General features: G+C 69.9%; 18 protein-coding genes. 4 read left to right on the forward strand and 14 right to left on the reverse strand.

Going from position 1 to position 18,276, the window contains the following annotated elements:
* Positions 1 to 14 precede the first annotated feature (14 nt).
* From secD to V2J18_RS15380, 7 genes are all read right to left on the reverse strand, one after another.
* Positions 15 to 1,871: a protein translocase subunit SecD gene (secD, locus tag V2J18_RS15350; protein WP_336132212.1), complete on the reverse strand. Its 1,857-nt coding sequence runs from the start codon at positions 1,869 to 1,871 to the stop codon at positions 15 to 17.
* A 61-nt stretch (positions 1,872 to 1,932) separates the two neighbouring features.
* Complete coding sequence (yajC, locus tag V2J18_RS15355; protein ID WP_064748423.1) at positions 1,933 to 2,289, reverse strand: preprotein translocase subunit YajC; 357 nt, start codon at positions 2,287 to 2,289, stop codon at positions 1,933 to 1,935.
* Positions 2,290 to 2,471: 182 nt separating this feature from the next.
* Positions 2,472 to 3,578 carry a tRNA guanosine(34) transglycosylase Tgt gene (gene tgt / locus V2J18_RS15360; RefSeq protein WP_064748422.1) on the reverse strand — a complete coding sequence of 369 codons (1,107 nt, stop codon included), beginning with the start codon at positions 3,576 to 3,578 and terminating at the stop codon, positions 2,472 to 2,474.
* A gap of 146 nt (positions 3,579 to 3,724) precedes the next feature.
* A complete protein-coding gene (gene queA, locus V2J18_RS15365) occupies positions 3,725 to 4,780 on the reverse strand; it encodes a tRNA preQ1(34) S-adenosylmethionine ribosyltransferase-isomerase QueA (protein ID WP_064748421.1) in 1,056 nt (351 codons plus the stop codon).
* Positions 4,781 to 5,199: 419 nt separating this feature from the next.
* Positions 5,200 to 5,802, reverse strand: a complete 603-nt coding sequence (locus tag V2J18_RS15370; protein ID WP_064748420.1) for a response regulator transcription factor — start codon at positions 5,800 to 5,802, stop codon at positions 5,200 to 5,202.
* Positions 5,799 to 6,986 (reverse strand): sensor histidine kinase, encoded by a 1,188-nt coding sequence (locus tag V2J18_RS15375; protein ID WP_064748419.1) that lies wholly within the window; start codon positions 6,984 to 6,986, stop codon positions 5,799 to 5,801. The genes V2J18_RS15370 and V2J18_RS15375 overlap by 4 nt, the downstream gene beginning before the upstream one ends.
* A gap of 149 nt (positions 6,987 to 7,135) precedes the next feature.
* Positions 7,136 to 8,944, reverse strand: coding sequence for a CIA30 family protein (locus V2J18_RS15380; protein WP_336132214.1), 1,809 nt, complete (start codon positions 8,942 to 8,944; stop codon positions 7,136 to 7,138).
* Positions 8,945 to 9,337: 393 nt separating this feature from the next.
* Between V2J18_RS15380 and V2J18_RS15385 the strand changes: the two genes are divergently transcribed.
* The 4 genes from V2J18_RS15385 (at position 9,338) to upp (ending at position 12,416) form a co-directional block, all read left to right on the forward strand.
* Positions 9,338 to 10,837 carry an aminotransferase class III-fold pyridoxal phosphate-dependent enzyme gene (locus V2J18_RS15385; RefSeq protein ID WP_064748417.1) on the forward strand — a complete coding sequence of 500 codons (1,500 nt, stop codon included), beginning with the start codon at positions 9,338 to 9,340 and terminating at the stop codon, positions 10,835 to 10,837.
* A 104-nt stretch (positions 10,838 to 10,941) separates the two neighbouring features.
* Entirely contained in the window at positions 10,942 to 11,184 is a 243-nt protein-coding gene (locus tag V2J18_RS15390; protein WP_075575157.1) for a hypothetical protein, read from the forward strand.
* A gap of 49 nt (positions 11,185 to 11,233) precedes the next feature.
* Positions 11,234 to 11,545: a hypothetical protein gene (locus V2J18_RS15395; RefSeq protein WP_336132216.1), complete on the forward strand. Its 312-nt coding sequence runs from the start codon at positions 11,234 to 11,236 to the stop codon at positions 11,543 to 11,545.
* A gap of 235 nt (positions 11,546 to 11,780) precedes the next feature.
* Positions 11,781 to 12,416 carry a uracil phosphoribosyltransferase gene (gene upp / locus V2J18_RS15400; RefSeq protein WP_064748414.1) on the forward strand — a complete coding sequence of 212 codons (636 nt, stop codon included), beginning with the start codon at positions 11,781 to 11,783 and terminating at the stop codon, positions 12,414 to 12,416.
* A 48-nt stretch (positions 12,417 to 12,464) separates the two neighbouring features.
* Here the strand turns inward: upp and V2J18_RS15405 are convergent, their stop codons facing one another.
* From V2J18_RS15405 to coaD, 7 genes are all read right to left on the reverse strand, one after another.
* Complete coding sequence (locus tag V2J18_RS15405) at positions 12,465 to 13,223, reverse strand: TMEM43 family protein (RefSeq protein ID WP_064748413.1); 759 nt, start codon at positions 13,221 to 13,223, stop codon at positions 12,465 to 12,467.
* The gene (locus V2J18_RS15410; protein WP_064748412.1) at positions 13,220 to 14,110 is read right to left on the reverse strand and encodes an MBL fold metallo-hydrolase; all 891 of its coding nucleotides are present in this window, start codon (positions 14,108 to 14,110) and stop codon (positions 13,220 to 13,222) included. Before V2J18_RS15410 ends, V2J18_RS15405 begins: the two co-directional genes overlap by 4 nt.
* A 191-nt stretch (positions 14,111 to 14,301) precedes the next feature.
* Positions 14,302 to 14,901 (reverse strand): hypothetical protein, encoded by a 600-nt coding sequence (locus tag V2J18_RS15415; RefSeq protein WP_336132219.1) that lies wholly within the window; start codon positions 14,899 to 14,901, stop codon positions 14,302 to 14,304.
* 92 nt (positions 14,902 to 14,993) lie between these two features.
* Complete coding sequence (gene ggt, locus V2J18_RS15420; RefSeq protein ID WP_064748446.1) at positions 14,994 to 16,748, reverse strand: gamma-glutamyltransferase; 1,755 nt, start codon at positions 16,746 to 16,748, stop codon at positions 14,994 to 14,996.
* A 17-nt stretch (positions 16,749 to 16,765) separates the two neighbouring features.
* Positions 16,766 to 17,014, reverse strand: a complete 249-nt coding sequence (locus V2J18_RS15425) for a YfhL family 4Fe-4S dicluster ferredoxin (protein ID WP_064748410.1) — start codon at positions 17,012 to 17,014, stop codon at positions 16,766 to 16,768.
* 213 nt (positions 17,015 to 17,227) lie between these two features.
* On the reverse strand, positions 17,228 to 17,722 hold the full coding sequence (locus V2J18_RS15430; protein ID WP_064748409.1) for a hypothetical protein: 495 nt from the start codon (positions 17,720 to 17,722) through the stop codon (positions 17,228 to 17,230).
* Between the two features lie 44 nt (positions 17,723 to 17,766).
* Positions 17,767 to 18,270 carry a pantetheine-phosphate adenylyltransferase gene (gene coaD / locus V2J18_RS15435; RefSeq protein WP_064748408.1) on the reverse strand — a complete coding sequence of 168 codons (504 nt, stop codon included), beginning with the start codon at positions 18,268 to 18,270 and terminating at the stop codon, positions 17,767 to 17,769.
* Positions 18,271 to 18,276 lie beyond the last annotated feature (6 nt).

Genomic DNA, 18,276 nt, shown 5'->3' on the forward strand with positions numbered 1-18,276 from the left:
TCTGGGTTCTCCCGTCAGATCGCGATGGACTTGAGCTTGCGGCGGTTGCCGTAGATCAACGTGGCGATGCCGCGCGAGACGGTCACGGCGGTGAAGACCGAAGTCAGGATGCCGATGATCATGGTCATCGCGAAGCCCTGCAGCGGGCCGGTGCCGAACGCCAGCAGCGCCAGGCCGGCCAGCAGCGCGGTCATGTTGGAGTCGAAGATCGTGCCGGAGGCCTTGTCGTAGCCGCTGGCGATCGCCGCCTGCGGCGGCACCCCGGCGCGCAGCTCCTCGCGTATGCGTTCGTTGATCAGCACGTTGGCGTCGACCGACATGCCCACCGACAAGGCCAGGCCGGCGAAGCCCGGCAGGCTCATGGTCGCGCCGATCATCGACATCAGCGCCACCACCATCAGCAGGTTCAGCAGCAGGGCCAGGCAGGTGATCAGGCCGAACATACGGTAGTAGATCAGGAAGAAGGTCAGCGCGAACACGAACGAGTACAGCACCGCGGTGGTGCCGCGCTTGACGTTGTCGGCGCCCAGGCTGGGGCCGACCACGCGCTCTTCGACGAAGGTCATCGGCGCGGCCAGGGCGCCGGACTTGAGCTGCTTGGCCAGGCTGTTGGCTTCGTCGCGGCTCAGGCCGGTCGTCTGGAAGTCCTTGCCGAACACGCCCTGGATGCGCGAGGAGCTGATCACGCGCTCTTCGGTGCGGGTGGTGCGCACTTCCTTGCCGTCCACGATCTCGGTGACCGGGATCTGCTCGACGTAGACGATGCCCAGGCGCTTGCCGACGTTTTCCAGGGTGTGGTTGAGCATGCGCTGACCGCCGATGGCGTTCAGGGTGATGCTCACGCTGGGCTGGCCCTGCTGGTCGTTGCCGGGGATGGCGTTGACCAGCTGGTCGCCGGACACCAGCAGGCGCTTGGACAGCAGCAGCGGCTGCTTGGCCTCGTTGTAGTACACGCGCGCTTCCGGCGGCACGTTGCGGTCGCGCACGGCGGCCGCGGCGGCGGCTTCGTCGCCGACCACGGCGCGGAATTCCAGGGTCGCGGTGGCGCCGATCTGGCGCTTGGCTTCGGCGGTGTCCTGCAGGCCCGGCAGCTGGATCACCACCCGGTCGGTGCCCTGGCGCTGGATCACCGGCTCGGCCACGCCGAAGGCGTTGATGCGGTTGCGCAGGGTGGTCAGGTTCTGCTCGATCGCGTCGAGCGAGATGCGCTGCAGTTCCGACTGCGGAATGTTCAGGGTCAGGGTGCGGCCTTCCAGGTCCTGGGTCAGGGTCGGGAAAGCGGTGCGCAGCTGCTTCTGCGCCTTGTCGGCGTCGGCGTTGCCGGCCAGGGTGGCGACGATGGCCTCGTTGCCGCGGCGCACCACCGAGGTGTAAGGCACGGCGCTGTCGCGCAGGGTCGCACGGACGTCTTCGACGTAGGCCTCCAGACGCTTGTTCAGCGCCGCGGCCTGGTCGACCTGCATCACGAAGTGCACGCCGCCCTGCAAGTCCAGGCCGCGCGGCATCGGCTTGGCGCCCAGCGCTTCCAGCCAGCCCGGCACGGTCGGCGCCAGGCTCAGCGCGACCACGTAGTCGCTGCCCAGCTGCGGACGCAGCAGGTCGGCGGCGCGGGTCTGCTGCTCGGTGTCGTTCAGGCGCACCATCAGGTTGCCCTGGTCCTCGACCTGCACCGACTTGGTCGGGATCTTGGCCTGGGCCAGCAGGTCGGCGGCGCGCTTGGCCAGCGCGGCGTCGATCTGGGTGCTGCCCGACCGCGCGGCGGAGATCTGTACGGACGGATCCTGCGGATAAGCGTTCGGCAGCGCGTACAGCACGCTGACGACCAGGACGACCAGGATGGCGAAGTATTTCCAGCGCGCGAAGGTCAGCATCGAAAACCCCTGCGGCGGCCTCCCCGGCCGCCGCGATTGAAGATGGCGTGGCGGCGTCGGATCAGGCCGACTTCAAGGTGCCCTTGGGCAGCACGTTGGCGATCGCGCCCTTCTGCACGCGGATGCGCACGTTGGCGGCGATTTCCACGGTGATGAAGTTCTCGCCGATGTCGGTCACGGTGCCGGCGATGCCGCCGTTGGTCAGCACTTCGTCGCCCTTGGACAGCTTGTCCAGCATCGCCCGGTGTTCCTTGGCGCGCTTCATCTGCGGGCGGAAGATCAGGAAGTACATGACGGCGATCAGCACCAGCGGCAGGACGAGGCCGCCGAGGCCGCCGCCGAACAGGCCGCCCTGCGGCGCGCCGGCCGGCGCGGCCTGGGCGTAGGCGGGGGCGATCAGGAGGTCGAGCAGGTTCATCTTGAAGTCCTGGAACGAAAATAGTCGGGGATTATGCCACGGCCGGACCGGGGCCGACGGCGGCCCCGGAATGGGGCCCGTGGCACGTTTTTGACCACGCATTCGCCGGCGTTCGGAACCGTCGCCGGCCCCGGACGGACCGGCGCTCCCGCCCCTGCCGCCGGCGGGCCGCCCGCGGCCGGTCAGCTGCGGGCGGCGTAGAAGGACTCGCGGAAGGCGGCAAAGGTTCCCTGCTCGATGGCCTGGCGCATTTGTGCCATCAGGCGCTGGTAGTAGCGCAGGTTGTGCAGGGTGCCGAGCATCGGCCCGAGCATCTCGTTGCAGCGGTCCAGGTGGCGCAGGTAGGCGCGGCTGAAGCCGTTGGCGCAGGCGTAGCAGTCGCAGCCCTCTTCGATCGGACGCAGGTCGCGCTCGTACTTGGCGTTGCGCACCCGCACCGTGCCGGTGGAGGTGAAGTAATGGCCGTTGCGGGCATTGCGGGTCGGCATCACGCAATCGAACATGTCCACGCCGCGCGCGACCGATTCGACCAGGTCCTCGGGCCGGCCCACGCCCATCAGGTAGCGCGGCCGGTCGGCCGGCAACTGCGGGCAGGTGTGCTCGAGCATCTCGTTGCGCTCGGCCTCCGGCTCGCCCACGGCCAGGCCGCCGATCGCATAGCCGTCGAAGCCCAGCGCCTGCAGGCCCTGCGCCGAGCGCGTGCGCAGGCCGTGGTGGACGCCGCCCTGGACGATGCCGAACAAGGCCGCGTCGTTGCCCTCGTGGGCGCGCTTGGAGCGCTCGGCCCAACGCAGGCTCAGTTCCATCGACTTGCGCGCGACCTCCTCGGTGGCCGGGTACGGGGTGCATTCGTCGAAGATCATCACGATGTCCGAATCCAGCACGCGCTGGATATGCATGCTTTCTTCCGGGCCGAGGAAGACCTTGCTGCCGTCGACCGGCGAGGCGAAGGTCACGCCCTGCTCGGTGATCTTGCGCCGGTGGGCGAGCGAGAACACCTGGAAGCCGCCGGAGTCGGTCAGGATCGGCCCGTTCCAGCGCGCGAAACCGTGCAGGCCGCCGTGGTCGCCGATCACCTCCAGGCCCGGGCGCAGGTACAGATGGAAGGTGTTGCCGAGGATGATCTGCGCGCCGAGCTCGCGCACCTGCTCGGGCATGATGCCCTTGACCGAGCCGTAGGTGCCGACCGGCATGAACGCCGGGGTTTCGACGACCCCGCGCGGGAAGGTCAGGCGGCCGCGGCGCGCAGCGCCGTCCTGGCCGAGCAGTTGGAAGGACATGCGGCTCATGCGCGGGCTCCTTGATGGAAGGTTGCGGCGCATGGGGCGACGCGCTGGGGGAATCGGGTCATCGGAATGAGGGCTGTCGCAGGTCGTTGCCGATCAAGCGCAACGGCCATGCTGCGGCCTGTCGGCTTCGGGTTGTGGCGGCGGGGCTACGTCGCGGCGGTCGGCCACAGCAGCATGGCGTCGCCGTAGGAGAAGAAGCGGTAGCGCTCGGCGATCGCATGCGCATACGCGGCGAACATGCGCTCCTTGCCGGCGAAGGCCGAGACCAGCATCAGCAGCGTGCTCTCGGGCAGGTGGAAATTGGTGATCAGGCCGTCGACCGAGCGGATCCGGTAGCCCGGCAGGATGAACAAGCGGGTCTCGCCGGCGAAGGGCTGCAACTCGCCCTCGCCGCTCTGCCCGCCCTCGTGCCGGGTCGCGCTTTCCAGCGCGCGCACCACGGTCGTGCCGACCGCGATCACCCGGCCGCCGGCGGCGCGGGTGCGGCGGATCTGCTCGATCAGGCCGGCACCGACGTTGAGCCATTCGCTGTGCATCACGTGCTGGTCGAGGTGCTCGGCGCGCACCGGCTGGAAGGTGCCGGCGCCGACGTGCAGGGTGACGTGGCCGAACTCGATGCCGCGCCCGCGCAACCGTTCCAGCAAAGCTTCGTCGAAATGCAGGCCGGCGGTCGGCGCGGCGACGGCGCCGACTTCGCGCGCGAACACGGTCTGGTAGCGCTCGTCGTCGTCGTGGCCGGGCTCGCGCTGGATGTACGGCGGCAGCGGCAGGCGGCCGGCGTGCAGCAGCCAGTGCTCCAGCGATTCGGGCACGTGGAAGCGCAGGCGGTAGAACTCGCCGTCGCGGCCGAGCACCTCGGCCTCGCCGCCGGCGTCCAAGGCGATGCGCGCGCCGGGCTTGGGCGATTTGCTGACGCCCAACTGGGCGCGCGCTTCGGAGCCGCCGAGCAGGCGCTCGATCAGGATCTCGACCCGGCCGCCGGTGCTCTTCTGCCCGAACAGGCGCGCCGGGATCACCCGGGTGTCGTTGAACACCAGCAGGTCGCCGGGCTGCAGCAGCTCGGTCAGGTCGCGAAAGCTGCGGTCCTGCAGCGGCGCCGGCGCCGGCGGCACGACCAGCAGCCGGCTGGCCGAGCGTTCGGGCAACGGGGCCTGGGCGATCAGCTCGGGCGGGAGTTCGTAGTGGAAGTCGGACTTTTTCAAAGGGAACCGAAGAGATTGAGCGCGCGGCGCCGCCGCAGCCGAAGCCCGGCCGACCGGTCGGTGCCGGGCGGAAGGCGGCCGGGGGCGGAACCGGGCGGAGAACGGGGCATTATCCCGGGTAAGGGCGGGATCGCCAAAAAAACGGATGCAGGCGAGCGCGGAGACCGGCGTCGGCAAAAGGCCAATCCCCCTTCCCTCCCTTTTCACAGGGGGGCCACAGGGGGATGACGCAGGGGCGGGTGCGGCCCCCGGGGAACGGCCGCGAGCCGTTGCCCCCTTCGACCGAGGCGCGCGGCGCCCGATGCCGGTGGGCTGCTGGGCGTCGCCCGGAGCGCGGAGGATTTGCTGGGGCCGGTTGCCCGGCTCTTGCCAAGCTTCGCCCCGCCTCGCGCGCCCCCGGCCCGGCCGCAGCGCCGCGGCTACAACCAACCGTTCTGCCGTGCGCGCCGGTAGGCCTCGATGCGGTTGTTGCTGTCGAGCTTGCCGATCGCTTCGGACAGGTAGTTGCGCACCGTGCCCTGGCTCAGGTGCAGCCGCTCGCCGATTTCGGCGGTGGACAAGCCCTCGCCGGCCAACCGCAGCACCTGGCGCTCGCGCTCGGTCAACGGGTCCTCGTCGCTCCAGGCGGCGACCGCGAGCTGGGGGTCGATGGCGCGGCCGCCGCGGTGGACCTGGCGCAAGGCATCGGCGAGTTGGCCGGCGGGCGCGTCCTTCAACAGATAGCCGCGCACGCCGGCGTCCATCGCCCGGCGCAGGTAGCCGGCGCGGCCGAAGGTGGTGACGATCACCACCCGCGTCGGCAACCCGGAATCGCGCACCTTCAAGGCCAGATCGATGCCGGTCATGCCGGGCATCTCGATGTCGGTGACCAGCAGGTCCGGCTGCACCCGCCGCACCGCTTCCCACGCCGTGGCGCCGTCGCCGGCTTCGGCCACGACTTCGATATCCGGCTCCAGGTTCAACAACGCGGCCAATGCGCCGCGCACCAGGGCCTGATCTTCGGCCAGCAACAATCGGATCATGCGATACCTCGTTCGAGCAAAGCCGGCCCCTTGTCCTGCGACGACGCCGGCGTCGTCGGCGGCAAGCGCCGCGCCGCGCTCAGCGCCTCGCGCGGCACCAGCAGGCTGAGCCGGGTGCCGCCGCCGTTGGGACTGTCGATTTCGACCGCTCCGCCGATCGCGCGCAGGCGCTCGCGCATGCCGGTCAGGCCGTGGCCTTCGGCGGCCACGCCGCCGCGGCCGTCGTCGGCGATGCGCAGCACGATGCCGCCGCGCGGGTCCTCGGTCAGTTCGACTTCGACCCGCCGCGCGCGCGCATGGCGCAGCACGTTGGTGACCGATTCGCGCAGGGCCAGGGCCAGGGTGGTTTCGATATTGCCGGGAATTTCCAGCGGCGCCAGGCGATGATCGAGGCTGATCTCGCCGCCGAGCAGGGCCAGCCGCGCCGCGGCGAGTTCGGCCTGCAGGCCGTTGGCGCGGATGCCGGCGACCGCTTCGCGGACCTGGGTCAGGGCCTCGCGCGCGACCCGCTCGACCTCGCCGATCTGGTCCTGCGCGGCGCGGGTGTCGTGTTCGATCAGGCGCGCGGCCAATTGCGATTTCAGCACCACAACCGACAAGGTGTGGCCGAGCAGGTCGTGCAGGTCGCGGCCGATGCGCTCGCGCTCGGCCAGGCTGGCCAGGCGCCGCACTTCTTCCTGGGTCAGGCGCAACTCGGCGTTGCGCAGCTCGCGCGAGCGCGCGGCGAGCACGCCGGCGTAGACGATCGAACCGACCAATACATGGATCAGGAACCCCGACAGCGGCATCGCCACTGCCGGCAGGGTCCAGATCATCTCCACGCCGAGCGCGGCGAACAGCAGCACCGTCAGGCTGACCCCGCGCCACAGCGGCAGGAAACTGGCGAGCATGCCGGCGGCGAAGATCAGGTAGGTGCCGCCGCCGACGCCGAACGGCAGCACCGTGTAGCCGATCGCCGCCACGCCCAGCACCAGCCACAAACGCGCCTTGACCCCGGCGCGGTAGAACGCCCAGTACAGCGGCAGGAACACCGCCACCGAGCCGACCGCGACCGCCACCACCCACCACGGCAGCACCGGCCAGAAGAACAGCGGCACGAAGACGAAGCTCAGATAGAGCAAGGACGCCAGGTGCCAGCCCAGCAGGTGTTCCTGTGTGTCCAGCGGCGGTCCGGGCAAGCGCATGGTCGTGTCCTACGGTGAAGTCTGCGTCCGGCCGCGCGGCGGCAGGACAGGCATGGGCTCGGCGCGATGGCGGCGGGATGCTACGAGCGTCGGGGCACGACCGTGACCCACGCTGCGGGATCGCATCCGCCACCGCATGCCGGCGGACTTTAACGGAGTTCGACCGTGTCGATCTCGAATTCGAATGCGCCCGGCGCCCCGCCCGCAGCGAAGGCGATGCCGCGCAGCAGGCTCAGATCGACATTGGCCATGCCGGCCAGGGGCACGCTGACCTGCTGCCATTGCCCGGCCTGGGTCGGCACCAGCTGCAAGCCCGGCGTGCCGGGCAGTTCCTTGCCGGAGAACACCAGCACCGACACCGGGCGGCCGTCGCCGCGCAGGCGCAGGCTCAGCTCGCGCACCGAACGGGCGTCGGCGGCGGCCATCGGCGTCGGGCCGGGCATCAGCATCAGCCCGGCCCAGGGCTGCGGCAGGCCGGCGACGAGGTCGCCCTTGGCCGCCAGCGCCGTACCGCCGCCCTGCCCCGCCTGCAGCTGCGACTTGGACTTGCCGCCCATGTAGGCGTCGAAGGACGCGACCCAGCGCGGGCCCGGTTGGCCGGCGTTCCAGGTCGCCACCGCGCCGGGCTGCAGGGTCGGCATCGAAACGGCGCGGTCGACCGGATAACCGTTCTTCCACACCGTGCGGATCGCGCGGGTCGCGGCGATGTCGGCGGTCGGGTCGCCGTCCACCAAAACCAGGTCGGCGCGCAGGCCCGGGGCGATGCGGCCGCGGTCGCTCAGGCCGAAGCTGCGCGCCGGCGTCGAGGTCGCGGCGCGCAATGCTTCGACCGGGCTCATCCCGGCGGCGACCAGCAACTCCAGCTCGCCGTGCTGGCTGGCGCCGTGGCTGGTGCCGGGGTTGCCGGCGTCGGTGCCGGCGAGCACGGCGACGCCGGCGCGATGCAGCAGGCGCACGTTCTCGGTCGCGTTCTTGGCCTTGTCCGGTTCCACCCGCCAACCGAAGCCGCGCCCCAGCTCGTCCTTCTGCGCCGAACTCAGGAACGGCGCCAGGCGCGGGTCGGCGATCAGCTGTTTGCCGTTGCCGGCGCCGTAGGCCGAGTGCTCGACGGTCAGGGTCGGCACCACGAACGCGCCGCGACGCTTGATCGCTTCGATCAGTTGCGGATCGTCGAGGCGGTCGGCATTGATATGCACCAGGCCGTCGGCGCCGGCGTCGATCGCCAGCTTCGCCTCCTCGGCGCGCGAGACGTGGACGACGGCCAGTTTCTTGCGGGCGTGCGCGGCCTGGATCGCCGCGCGCAGCGAGGCCTCGGACAAGGTGTTCAGGCGCGGCTTGCCCTGCGCGTCGCGCAGTTCTTCCAGCACCAGCTTGATGTAGTCCGAGCCCTCGTCGATGCGCGCATCGACGAAAGCCCGGGCCTGGGCCGGGTCGTCCAGGGTCGGGATCGGCACGCCGTACTGGGTGCCGTGGCCGCCCTTGGCGGTGACCAGGGTGCCGGCCGACCACAGGTCGGCGCGGTCGGTGCGCGCGCGGCCGCTGCGTTCGGTCTTCGCCGCCGTCAGTTGGCCGCTGGCGTTGAACATGTCCAGCTCGGTGGTGACGCCGAAACGCAGGGCGTCGCTGCGCGCCATGCCGAAGCTGTGGGTATGGGCGTCGATCAGCCCGGGCAGCAGGGTCGCGCCCTGGCCGTCGATCACCGCGGTCCCGGCCGGCACCCGCACTTTGGCGCCGACCTCGGCGATCAGGCCGTCGCGCACCAGCACCGTCGCCGACGGCAGCAGCGTGTCGCCGTCGAACACGCGCGCGCCGGCGATCGCGAAGCTCGCCGGCGCGGCACCGGTCGGCGCCGCGGCGGTCTCGGCCGCCGACAGCAGCGCGGCGGCGAACAGCGCGGCGCACAGCACCGGGGTCTTGAGTCGGCGCAGAGCGGGATTCGTCCGGGCGAGCGTGGCCATGGCGGCGGTCCGATGGGTGCGTGGAAGATGCGCCTACTCTCGGCGCGGGCCCCCGCAGCCGGCAGTGGGCGAAAGCATCGATCGCCGGTGACAAGCGTCAACCGGTCGCCGTTGGGCCCGCCTGAATACCTTCGCCCCGATGGGGGTTATCGCCGCCGCGCGGACATGCTAGACTCGATAAATCATTGAAATGAAACGAAAAATCGTCAAATAGGGCGGCCTTCACGCAAAATTTTTGCGCGATTTTTCTTCGTTTCGATCCGCAATAAGGTGTGCGAGATGGCGCTTGGCAGCCGGGGGCTGCTGCAACTGCGAAGGTCCGCGCCACGGCGCCGGACCGGTCTCCCACGTAGTCAAGCCTCGGCGGGACGCCGATGATCTTTGGAGATTGAAATGACCAACCTGCTCGACCAACTCGCGCCGCTGCGCGCCCACGCCGGCAAACGCCGCACCGTCGGCCTGGACGACGACACCCTCGTCCGTTTCGCCGTCACCCATCCCGAACTGGGCGAAGCCGTGGCCGCCGCCGCCGCCGAATACGCCCTGATCCGCGACCTGCACGCCGACCTGCTCGACCTCGATGAGGACGCGCAGATCCACGCGGTCCAGGCCGGCTACGTCAACTTTTACCCGGACGACGGCGTCAACCCGTATGTCGCCCTGACCGCGCGCGGCCCCTGGATCGTGACCCTCAAGGGCGCGGTGCTGCACGACTCCGGCGGCTACGGCATGCTCGGCTTCGGCCACACCCCCTCGGCGGTGATCGCGGCGATGGCCAAGCCGCAGGTGATGGCCAACATCATGACCCCGTCGCTGTCGCAGCTGCGCTTCGAGCGCGCCCTGCGCGGGGCCATCGGCACTGCCCGCGGCGGCTGCCCGTACGAGCGCTTCTTCTGCCTGAACTCCGGTTCCGAGTCGGTCTCGCTGGCCTCGCGCATCGCCGACGTCAACAGCAAGCTGATGACCGATCCGGGCGCCGCCCACGCCGGGCGCGCGATCAAGCGCGTGGTGGTCAAGGGCAGCTTCCACGGCCGCACCGAGCGCCCGGCGCTGTACTCGGATTCCTCGCGCAAGACCTATATCCAGCACCTGGCCAGCTTCCGCGGCGAAGATTCGGTGATCGCGATCGAGCCCTACGACGTCGACGCGCTCAAGCAGGTGTTCGCCGACGCCGACGCCAACGGCTGGTTCATCGAGGCGATGTTCCTGGAGCCGGTGATGGGCGAAGGCGACCCGGGCCGCGGTGTGCCGCCGGCGTTCTATGCCGCCGCGCGCGAACTGACCCGCAACCACGGTTCGCTGCTGCTGGTCGACTCGATCCAGGCCGGCCTGCGCGCCCACGGCGTGCTGTCGATCGTCGACTACCCGGGCTTCGAAGGCCTGGACGCGCCGGACATGGAGACCTACTCCAAGGCGCTCAACGCCGGCCAGTACCCGCTGTCGGTGCTCGCCGTCGGCGAACGCGCCGCCTCGCTGTACCGCAAGGGCCTGTACGGCAACACCATGACCAGCAACCCGCGCGCGCTCGACGTCGCCGTCGCCGTGCTCGAGCAGGTCACCCCGCAGCTGCGCGCCAACATCCGCGCCCGCGGCGCCGAGGCGATCGAGAAGCTGGAAAAGCTCAAGAGCGAGCTCGGCGGCCTGATCACCAAGGTCCAGGGCACCGGCCTGCTGTTCTCCTGCGAGCTGTCGCCGCAGTTCAAGTGCTACGGCGCCGGCTCGATCGAAGAGTGGCTGCGCGAGCGCGGCATCGGCGTGATCCACGGCGGCGTCAACTCGCTGCGCTTCACCCCGAACTTCACCATCGGCAGCGACGAACTGGAGCTGCTGGTGTCGATGGTCGGCCGCGCCCTGCGCGAGGGTCCGCGCCTGCAGCAGCAGGCGGCGGCCTGACGGCCGGGAACCGGCGCAGAAAAGGAGGAAGCCAGCGAAGGCTGTATTTCGCTGGTTTCCGGCCTTCGGCGCCCATCTGCTCATCTGCCCGCTAAGGAATGGAAATGATCCGTTTGTCCAACAAGGAAACCGGCGCCGACATCGGCGAGATCAGCGAGGAAGAGCTGCAGATCCTGGTCGCGGCGCTGGAAGAGGAAAACCGGCGCGACCAGGACTACTGGATCGATCATGCCGTGGTCGACATGATCGAGATCGACCACCTCAACGCCGGCTCGCTGATTACCGTGCTGCGCGCGGCGATCGGCGACAGCGACGGGATCGAGATCCGCTACGTCCGCACGGCCTGAGGCCGGACGCGCTTCGGCTGCGGCGACGCCGCGGTCCGGCCCGCTCTCCATGACGCTCGATCTGGTCCAGGCCCGGCACGAGCGCGAGGCGCTCACCTCGCGCAAATCGTTCGCCATCGAGCTGCTGTTCCACAGGCAGCTGATGGCCCGGGCGTTGCCGCACGAAGCCTATCCGCTGCTGCTCCGGCTACGCGACTACGGGGCCGACGCGGCATGGTCGTCCGCCGAACTGCCGGTTCTGCAGGCGGAACTGACGCGGCTGCAGACCCGGTTCACCGATCCCGCCGACATCCGCCGGCTATCGTTGTTCGTCGCCCAGGCCCTCGCCGACGGCGACAACCTCTACGCCATCGCGGACTGAACCCGCCGCGCCCCACGAACCGACGCCGGAGGCCGGCTTCGGCAACGGCGCGGAACCGCTCTTCGCCCGCACCAGCGAAAGCGAACGCCAGGCCGCTGCGGCGCCTCGCGACGCCGCTCTTTTCCATCGCAGCGAGCGCGCACGCTTGCGGCGGCCCGCGCCGCGCTTGCGCCCCGCCCCGCAACCATCAATCCTGTGCGGCGACAATCGCCGCCCGCCACCGTTTGAGGCCGCCATGAAAATCGTCGAAGTCCGCCATCCCCTGGTCCAGCACAAACTCGGCCTGATGCGCCGCGCCGACAACAGCACCAAGTCGTTCCGCGAGCTCGCCTCGGAAGTCGCGACCCTGCTCACTTACGAAGCCACCGCCGATCTGGAAACCGAAGAGGCGGTCGTCGAAGGCTGGGCCGGCCCCGTCGCCACGCGCCGAATCAAGGGCGCCAAGGTCACCCTGGTGCCGATCCTGCGCGCCGGCCTGGGCATGCTGCCGGGCGTGCTGGAACTGATCCCGGCGGCCAAGGTCGGCGTGGTCGGCCTGCAGCGCGACGAAGAGACGCTGCAACCGGTCGGCTATTACGAGAAGCTCACCGGCCGCATGGAAGAACGCACCGCGCTGATCCTCGATCCGATGCTCGCCACCGGCGGCAGCCTGATCGCCACCGTCGACCTGCTCAAGGCCGCCGGCTGCAAGCGCATCAAGGGCCTGTTCCTGGTCGCCGCGCCGGAAGGCTTGAAGGCGCTGGAAGCGCGCCACCCGGACGTGGAGGTCTACACCGCCTCGGTCGACGAGCGCCTCAACGAAGTCGGCTACATCCTGCCCGGCCTGGGCGACGCCGGCGACAAGATATTCGGCACCAAGCACTACGCCTGAACCGGCCGCGCCGCGGGCAAGCGCTCGCGGCGCGCGATGGCCGCCGGCCTACCGCGCTTTGCGCCGGCGCCGTTGCCGCAGGCGATACAACAGCAATAGCGCGAAGCCGACCGCGACCGCGAACCAGCCCGGCGACCATCCGCCCGGCGCCGCGTTCGCGTTCGCCGCCGGCGCCGTGCGTGCCGGCGCGGCCGCCAAAGCGGCGGCGGCGGCTTCCGGCAACAGCCGCCAGCGGCCGTCGCGCAGCTCCAGCTTGCCTTCCAGCGCCGGCAGACGCAGTTCGCGCCAACTCACCCGCAAATCGCCGATCTGCGGGTCCAGCGGATTCTCCGCACTGCCCAGGCCGTCGCCCTCGGGCTGGAAGGTCGCCGCCAGATTGGCCGGCAAACGGCTGAAATTGGGCCGGAACACCCGCCACTCGCCGATCGTGCGCAGCACGTCGACCTGGATCGGCCTGCCGTCCAGGGTCGCGTCCTGCGCCCACCAACGCTTGTTTTCCAGCGGCATGCGCGCCGGATTGACGTGGCCCGGAGCGAATCCGGCCGAATCGATCGGCGCGGCGTTCCAGACTCGTTCGTAGCCCTTGCCGGTGAATCGCCACTGATACATCTCGACCCGGCGATCCAGGCCGAACTGACGCGTCTCGACGCCGAAATCGCGATCGACCACGCGCTTGCCGGCGACCGGCTCGCCCAAGGGCTCGGCGTCTTCGGCCGGTTGCGCCCGGGCCTGCGCGGCGAAGGCGAGGCCGGCCAGCGCGAACAGCGCGATGGCCCATCCTCGGCTGCGCGCGCGCGCCAGCGTCATGCCGCCAGCGCCCTCGCCTGCAATTCGGCGACTTCGTGCGCGGTGCCGAACTTGCCCTTGTCGTCGCGCACCACCTGGGCCAGGGCGCACCCCGGATCGTGGGTGAAGAACAGATGCACGTTGCGCGCCAGCTTGTCGCTCAGAAAGGCCTTCTTCTCGTCGATCAACAGCTCGGCGTTGCGGTCGTAGCCCATCGTGATCGGCACGTGCACCCAGGGCCGGCCGGGGATCAGGTCGGCGCAGAACACCACGCCGCCGTGCGGCTGGCCGTCGACGAGTTCCGGGCCGACGATCTCGGCCAGCATCAGCCCCGGTGTGTGGCCGTCGCTGTAGTGGAAACGCACGCGGTCGCCGAGCAGCTTGGAATGCGCGCCCTCGACCAACTCCAATCGGCCGGTGGCTTCCAGCAGGCCCGGCAATTCCGGAATGAAGCTGGCGCGGTCGCGCGGATGCGGTTGCAGCGCGCGCCGGTAATGCTCGCGGCCGACCAGGTAATGCGCGTTCGGGAACAGCAGCCGCGGCGCCTGGCCTTCGGCCCACGGCGCCAGCAGGCCGCCGGCGTGGTCGAAGTGCAGATGCGACAGCACCACCACGTCGATGTCTTCCGGCGCGAAACCGGCCGCGGCCAACGAATCGATCAGCACGTGGCGCTCTTCGACCACGCCGTATCGCTCGCGCAGCTTGGGCTCGAAAAAGGCGCCGATGCCGGCCTCGAACAACACCGTCTTGCCGGCCAGCGGCGTCGCCAGCAGCGCCCGGCACGCCAGTTCGATGCGGTTGGCCTCGTCGGGCGGCGACCACTTCGCCCACATCGCGCGCGGCGCGTTGCCGAACATCGCACCGCCGTCGAGCTTCTGCGAATTGCCCAGGATCGACCAGAGTTTCATGGCTGCACCGCCCGTTCGGGCGTCGGCTGAGAAAGCTAGATTCTAGGCTTCAATGCGTGAATCGGGAATGGAGCCGGTGCAGCGGAGATTGGGGATTGGGGATTGGGGATTGGGGATTGGGGATTCGGGATTGGCAAAGCTGCGGCGTTCCGCTTTTGCGAATCCCCAATCCCCAATCCCCAATCCCGGCTTTACTGCGGCGTCGTAGTCGTCGCGAAATGGAAGATGAACTCGCCGTCGCGGCCGTTGTCGCCGGCCAGCACGCGCACCGGCGGCAGGTTCTGGCCGGCGCGCAAGGTCGCGCTGCCGCTGGCGTGGGCCTTGAGGATCAGGCCGGCGGAGCGGCCGCCGATCTTGACCGGCATTTCCTGGCCCGGCACCAGCACCACCTGGCCCATCGACGGATCGCTGGTGCGCGGGCTGACGATGCGGGCGTCGTCGGCATCGCTGTAGTCGCGTGCCGGTAGTTCGAACAGATCCTCGCCGCCGGCGCTGACGTCGAAGGTCCAGGCGGTGCTGCCGTTGGTGCCGTCGTTGACGACTTCGATCCGTTGCAGGGTCAGCAGCACGGTGTAGCGCGAAGGCGCCTGCGGCTTGGCGGGCGCAGGCGTCGCCGTTACCGCCGGCTGGGCCGCGGGCGTCGGCGCGGCGGCCGGCTTTTCCTTGAAGCCGCCGATCTCGCGGACGTTGTTGATCAAGGTGGTGAGAGCGACGAGGAATGCGACCAGGGCGATCGAGATCGCCGGCACCCGGGTATACCAACGCTTGTCCTCGTCCTTGTCCCCGCTCACCTTGCGCCCCTGACTGTGTGATGGCCGTCGCCGTTGCGCGGCAATCTACCGCGCCGCCCGGCCGCCGCGCCATCGCGGCGGCGGCAGGCCGCTCAGCGATCGCTCAGCAGCACATCGGCCTGGCCGACCGGATTGCGCGGATCGGTGCCGCCGGACAGGGTGTTGTCGCGCCGGTCCCACATCACCGTCTGCAGATTGCCCCAGTGGGACTCGCCGGCGTTGACCTTGTGCCCCATCGCCTGCAGCTTGGCCACGGTGGCGGCGTCGAGCGCGCCGGCCTCGGCCGAGATCGCGTCGGGGAACCACTGGTGGTGGATGCGCGGCTGCGCCGCGACCTGCTGCGGCGCCAGCCCGGCGTCGTAGGCCAGCACCGCCAGCAGCACCTGGGTGATGATCCGGCTGCCGCCCGGGGCGCCCACCGCGATCACCTTCTCAGCCGACTCCAGGAAGCTCGGAGTCATCGAGCTGAGCATGCGCTTGCCCGGCTCCGGCGCGTTGGCGGCGAAGCCCATCACGCCGAAGGCGTTGGGCGTGCCCGGGCGCAGGGCGAAATCGTCCATCTCGTTGTTGAGCAGCACGCCGGTGCCCGGCGCGACCATGCCCGAGCCGTACAGCAGGTTCACGGTCTGGGTCGCCGAGACCCGGTTGCCCTCGCCGTCGATGATCGAGAAGTGAGTGGTTTCCTCGTCTTCCAGCGGCGCCGGCTGGCCCGACAGCAGGTCGCTAGGAGTGGCCTTTTCGGGATGGATGGTGGCGCGCAGGCCGGCGGCGTAATCGGCGCTGGTCAGCCGCGCCAGCGGCACCTTCACGAAATCCGGATCGCCCAGGTAGATGGTGCGGTCGCGATACGCGCGGCGCATGGCCTCGACGATGAGGTGGGTGCGATGGGCCGGATCGAGCTTGGCCAGATCCCAGCCCTGCAGCATCTGCAGGATTTCGGCCATCGCCACTCCGCCGGAGGACGGCGGCGGTGCGGTGACGATGTCCCAGCCGCGGTACTTCAGCCGCAGCGGTTCGCGTTCGACCACCTTGTAGCCGGACAGCTCGTCGGCGCGCCACTGGCCGCCCTCTTCCTTCACCGCCTTGAGCAGCTTGGCGCCGACTTCGCCGCGGTAGAAGCCGTCGAAGCCCTTGGCTGCCAGCAGTTCCAGCGTATGCGCCAGGTCCGGCTGCTTGAGGACCTCGCCTTCCTTCGGCGGCGTGCCGTCGGCGAGGAACACTGCGCGGGTGCCGCGGTAGCGCTCCATCACCTCGCGCCGGCCGGCATAGCCCTTCTCCAGCCGCGCATACACCGGGAAGCCTTCGCGGGCGATGCGGATCGCCGGCGCCAGCGAAGTCTTCAGCGGCAACTTGCCGTACTTCTGCGCCAGGTGGACCAGCGCCGCCGGCAAGCCGGGAATGCCGGCCGACCACGGGCCGTTGGTGGCGCGGTCGCGATTGAGCTCGCCCTTGGCGTCCAGGTACGCGGCCGGCGTCGCCGCGGCCGGCGCGGTCTCGCGCGCGTCGACGAAGATGTCGCGGCCGCTCTTGGCTTCGTGCAGCAGGAAGAAACCGCCGCCGCCGATGCCGGAGCTGATCGGTTCGACCACCGACAACGCCGCCGACACGGCGATCGCCGCGTCGAAGGCGTTGCCGCCGGCGCGCACGATCTCCAGCCCGGCCTGGGTCGACAGCGAATGCGCGCTGGCGATCGCGGTGCCGGGCGGATGGGCGAAGCGGCGCGCGCTGTCGGCCGGCGCGGCGGCCGATGCGGGCGCCGGCGCGGCGTCCTGCGCGAAGGCGGGCGCGGCGAGCAGCAGCAGCGAGGCCAGCAACCAGGGGAACGTCGAACCGGCTCGCGGCCGCATCGCCTTGCGCATCGGGTTTACTCCTGTTGTAGACGCCGCAGCTTCTCTAGCAACTGCAGCTCGGATTCGGGGTGTTCCGGGTCCTTGTCGATGCACTCGACCGGACAGACGACCACGCATTGCGGCTCGTCGTAGTGGCCGACGCACTCGGTGCAGCGCGCCGGATCGATCACATAGATGGTCTCGCCCTGGGCGATGGCCTGGTTCGGGCAGGCCGGCTCGCAGACGTCGCAGTTGACGCAGAGTTCGTTGATCTTGAGCGACATGGCGGGAAAGTCCGGCGGAGGGCGCGATTGCCTGTGCCGGTCGGGAGCCCAGTGTAGGCCCCGGCGCGGGCCCGGCATAGCCGGCGGCCGGGACGCTGTATATCGGCGCCGGCCCGCGCCGGCCTCGGCGCATTGCCGCAACGCGGTGCGCAAACGATTCGGGCCGCGAACGCGGCCCGAACCGATGCGGCGGCAGCGCGCGGGCGCTGCGGCTTACTTCACTTCGGCGAAGACATAGTTGACGCCGGCCGGGGTCACGGCGGCCTTGACGCGCTCGTTGTCGACGGCGTCGCCGATGAAGATGAACTTCACGCCCTTCATCGTCGCCGGGTCGACCTTGGCGAACGAGGCCACGGCCAGGTCGGCGGTCTTGGCCGAGCTCGGCGAGCCGAACGCGACCAGGTTGCCCTCGAGGATGCCGCGCGACATGTCGACCTGGGCCTTTTCCAGCATCAGGTCGTAGTCGCGCTGGAAGGTCGGCGAATCCGGCGCCGGCAGGACGTAGACGTAGGTGCTGCCGCTGATGCCGTCCAGGTTGCGCTTGACCACGTCGGTCAGATACGCGTTCCAGGCGTTCTCGTCGTTGGTCTTCGGCGCCGGCAGCGGCGCGGCCTCGGCGGCGACCTCCTTCTTCTCCTCTTTCTGGCACGCGGCCACGAACGGCAGCGCCAGGCAGGCGATCAGCAGCAGGCGGGAGGAAGTCTTCATCGTATGCCCCTTAGGTATTGGCTTTGGTGTGACGTGTTGGGAGGTCAATGGTGCTTGCGTTGCCACTCGGCCCGCAGCGCCGCGTCCACCGCCGGCGGCACGAAGCCGGAAACGTCGCCGCCGAGGCGGGCGATTTCGCGCACCAGCGAGGAGGAAATGAAGCCGTACTGCTCGGCCGGAGTCAGGAACAGGGTCTCGACCTCGGGGATCAGGTGACGGTTCATGCTCGCCAGCTGGAATTCGTATTCGAAGTCGGACACCGCGCGCAGGCCGCGCAGCAGCACCCCGCCGCCGACCTCGGCGACGAAATGGGCCAGCAGCGAATTGAAGCCGCGCACCTCGACGTGCGAGTGGTGCGACACCGCCTGACGGGCCAGTTCGACGCGCACGTCCAGCGGCAGCGCCGGGCCCTTGCCCGGGCTCTCGGCCACGCCGATGACCAAGCGTTCGAACAGCGGCGCGGCGCGGTCGACCAGGTCGACGTGGCCGTTGGTGATCGGATCGAAGGTGCCGGGATAGACGGCGACGCGGTTGCGGGCGGAGCTCATTCGTTG

The organism is Lysobacter firmicutimachus (assembly GCF_037027445.1).
Taxonomy (GTDB): domain Bacteria; phylum Pseudomonadota; class Gammaproteobacteria; order Xanthomonadales; family Xanthomonadaceae; genus Lysobacter; species Lysobacter firmicutimachus.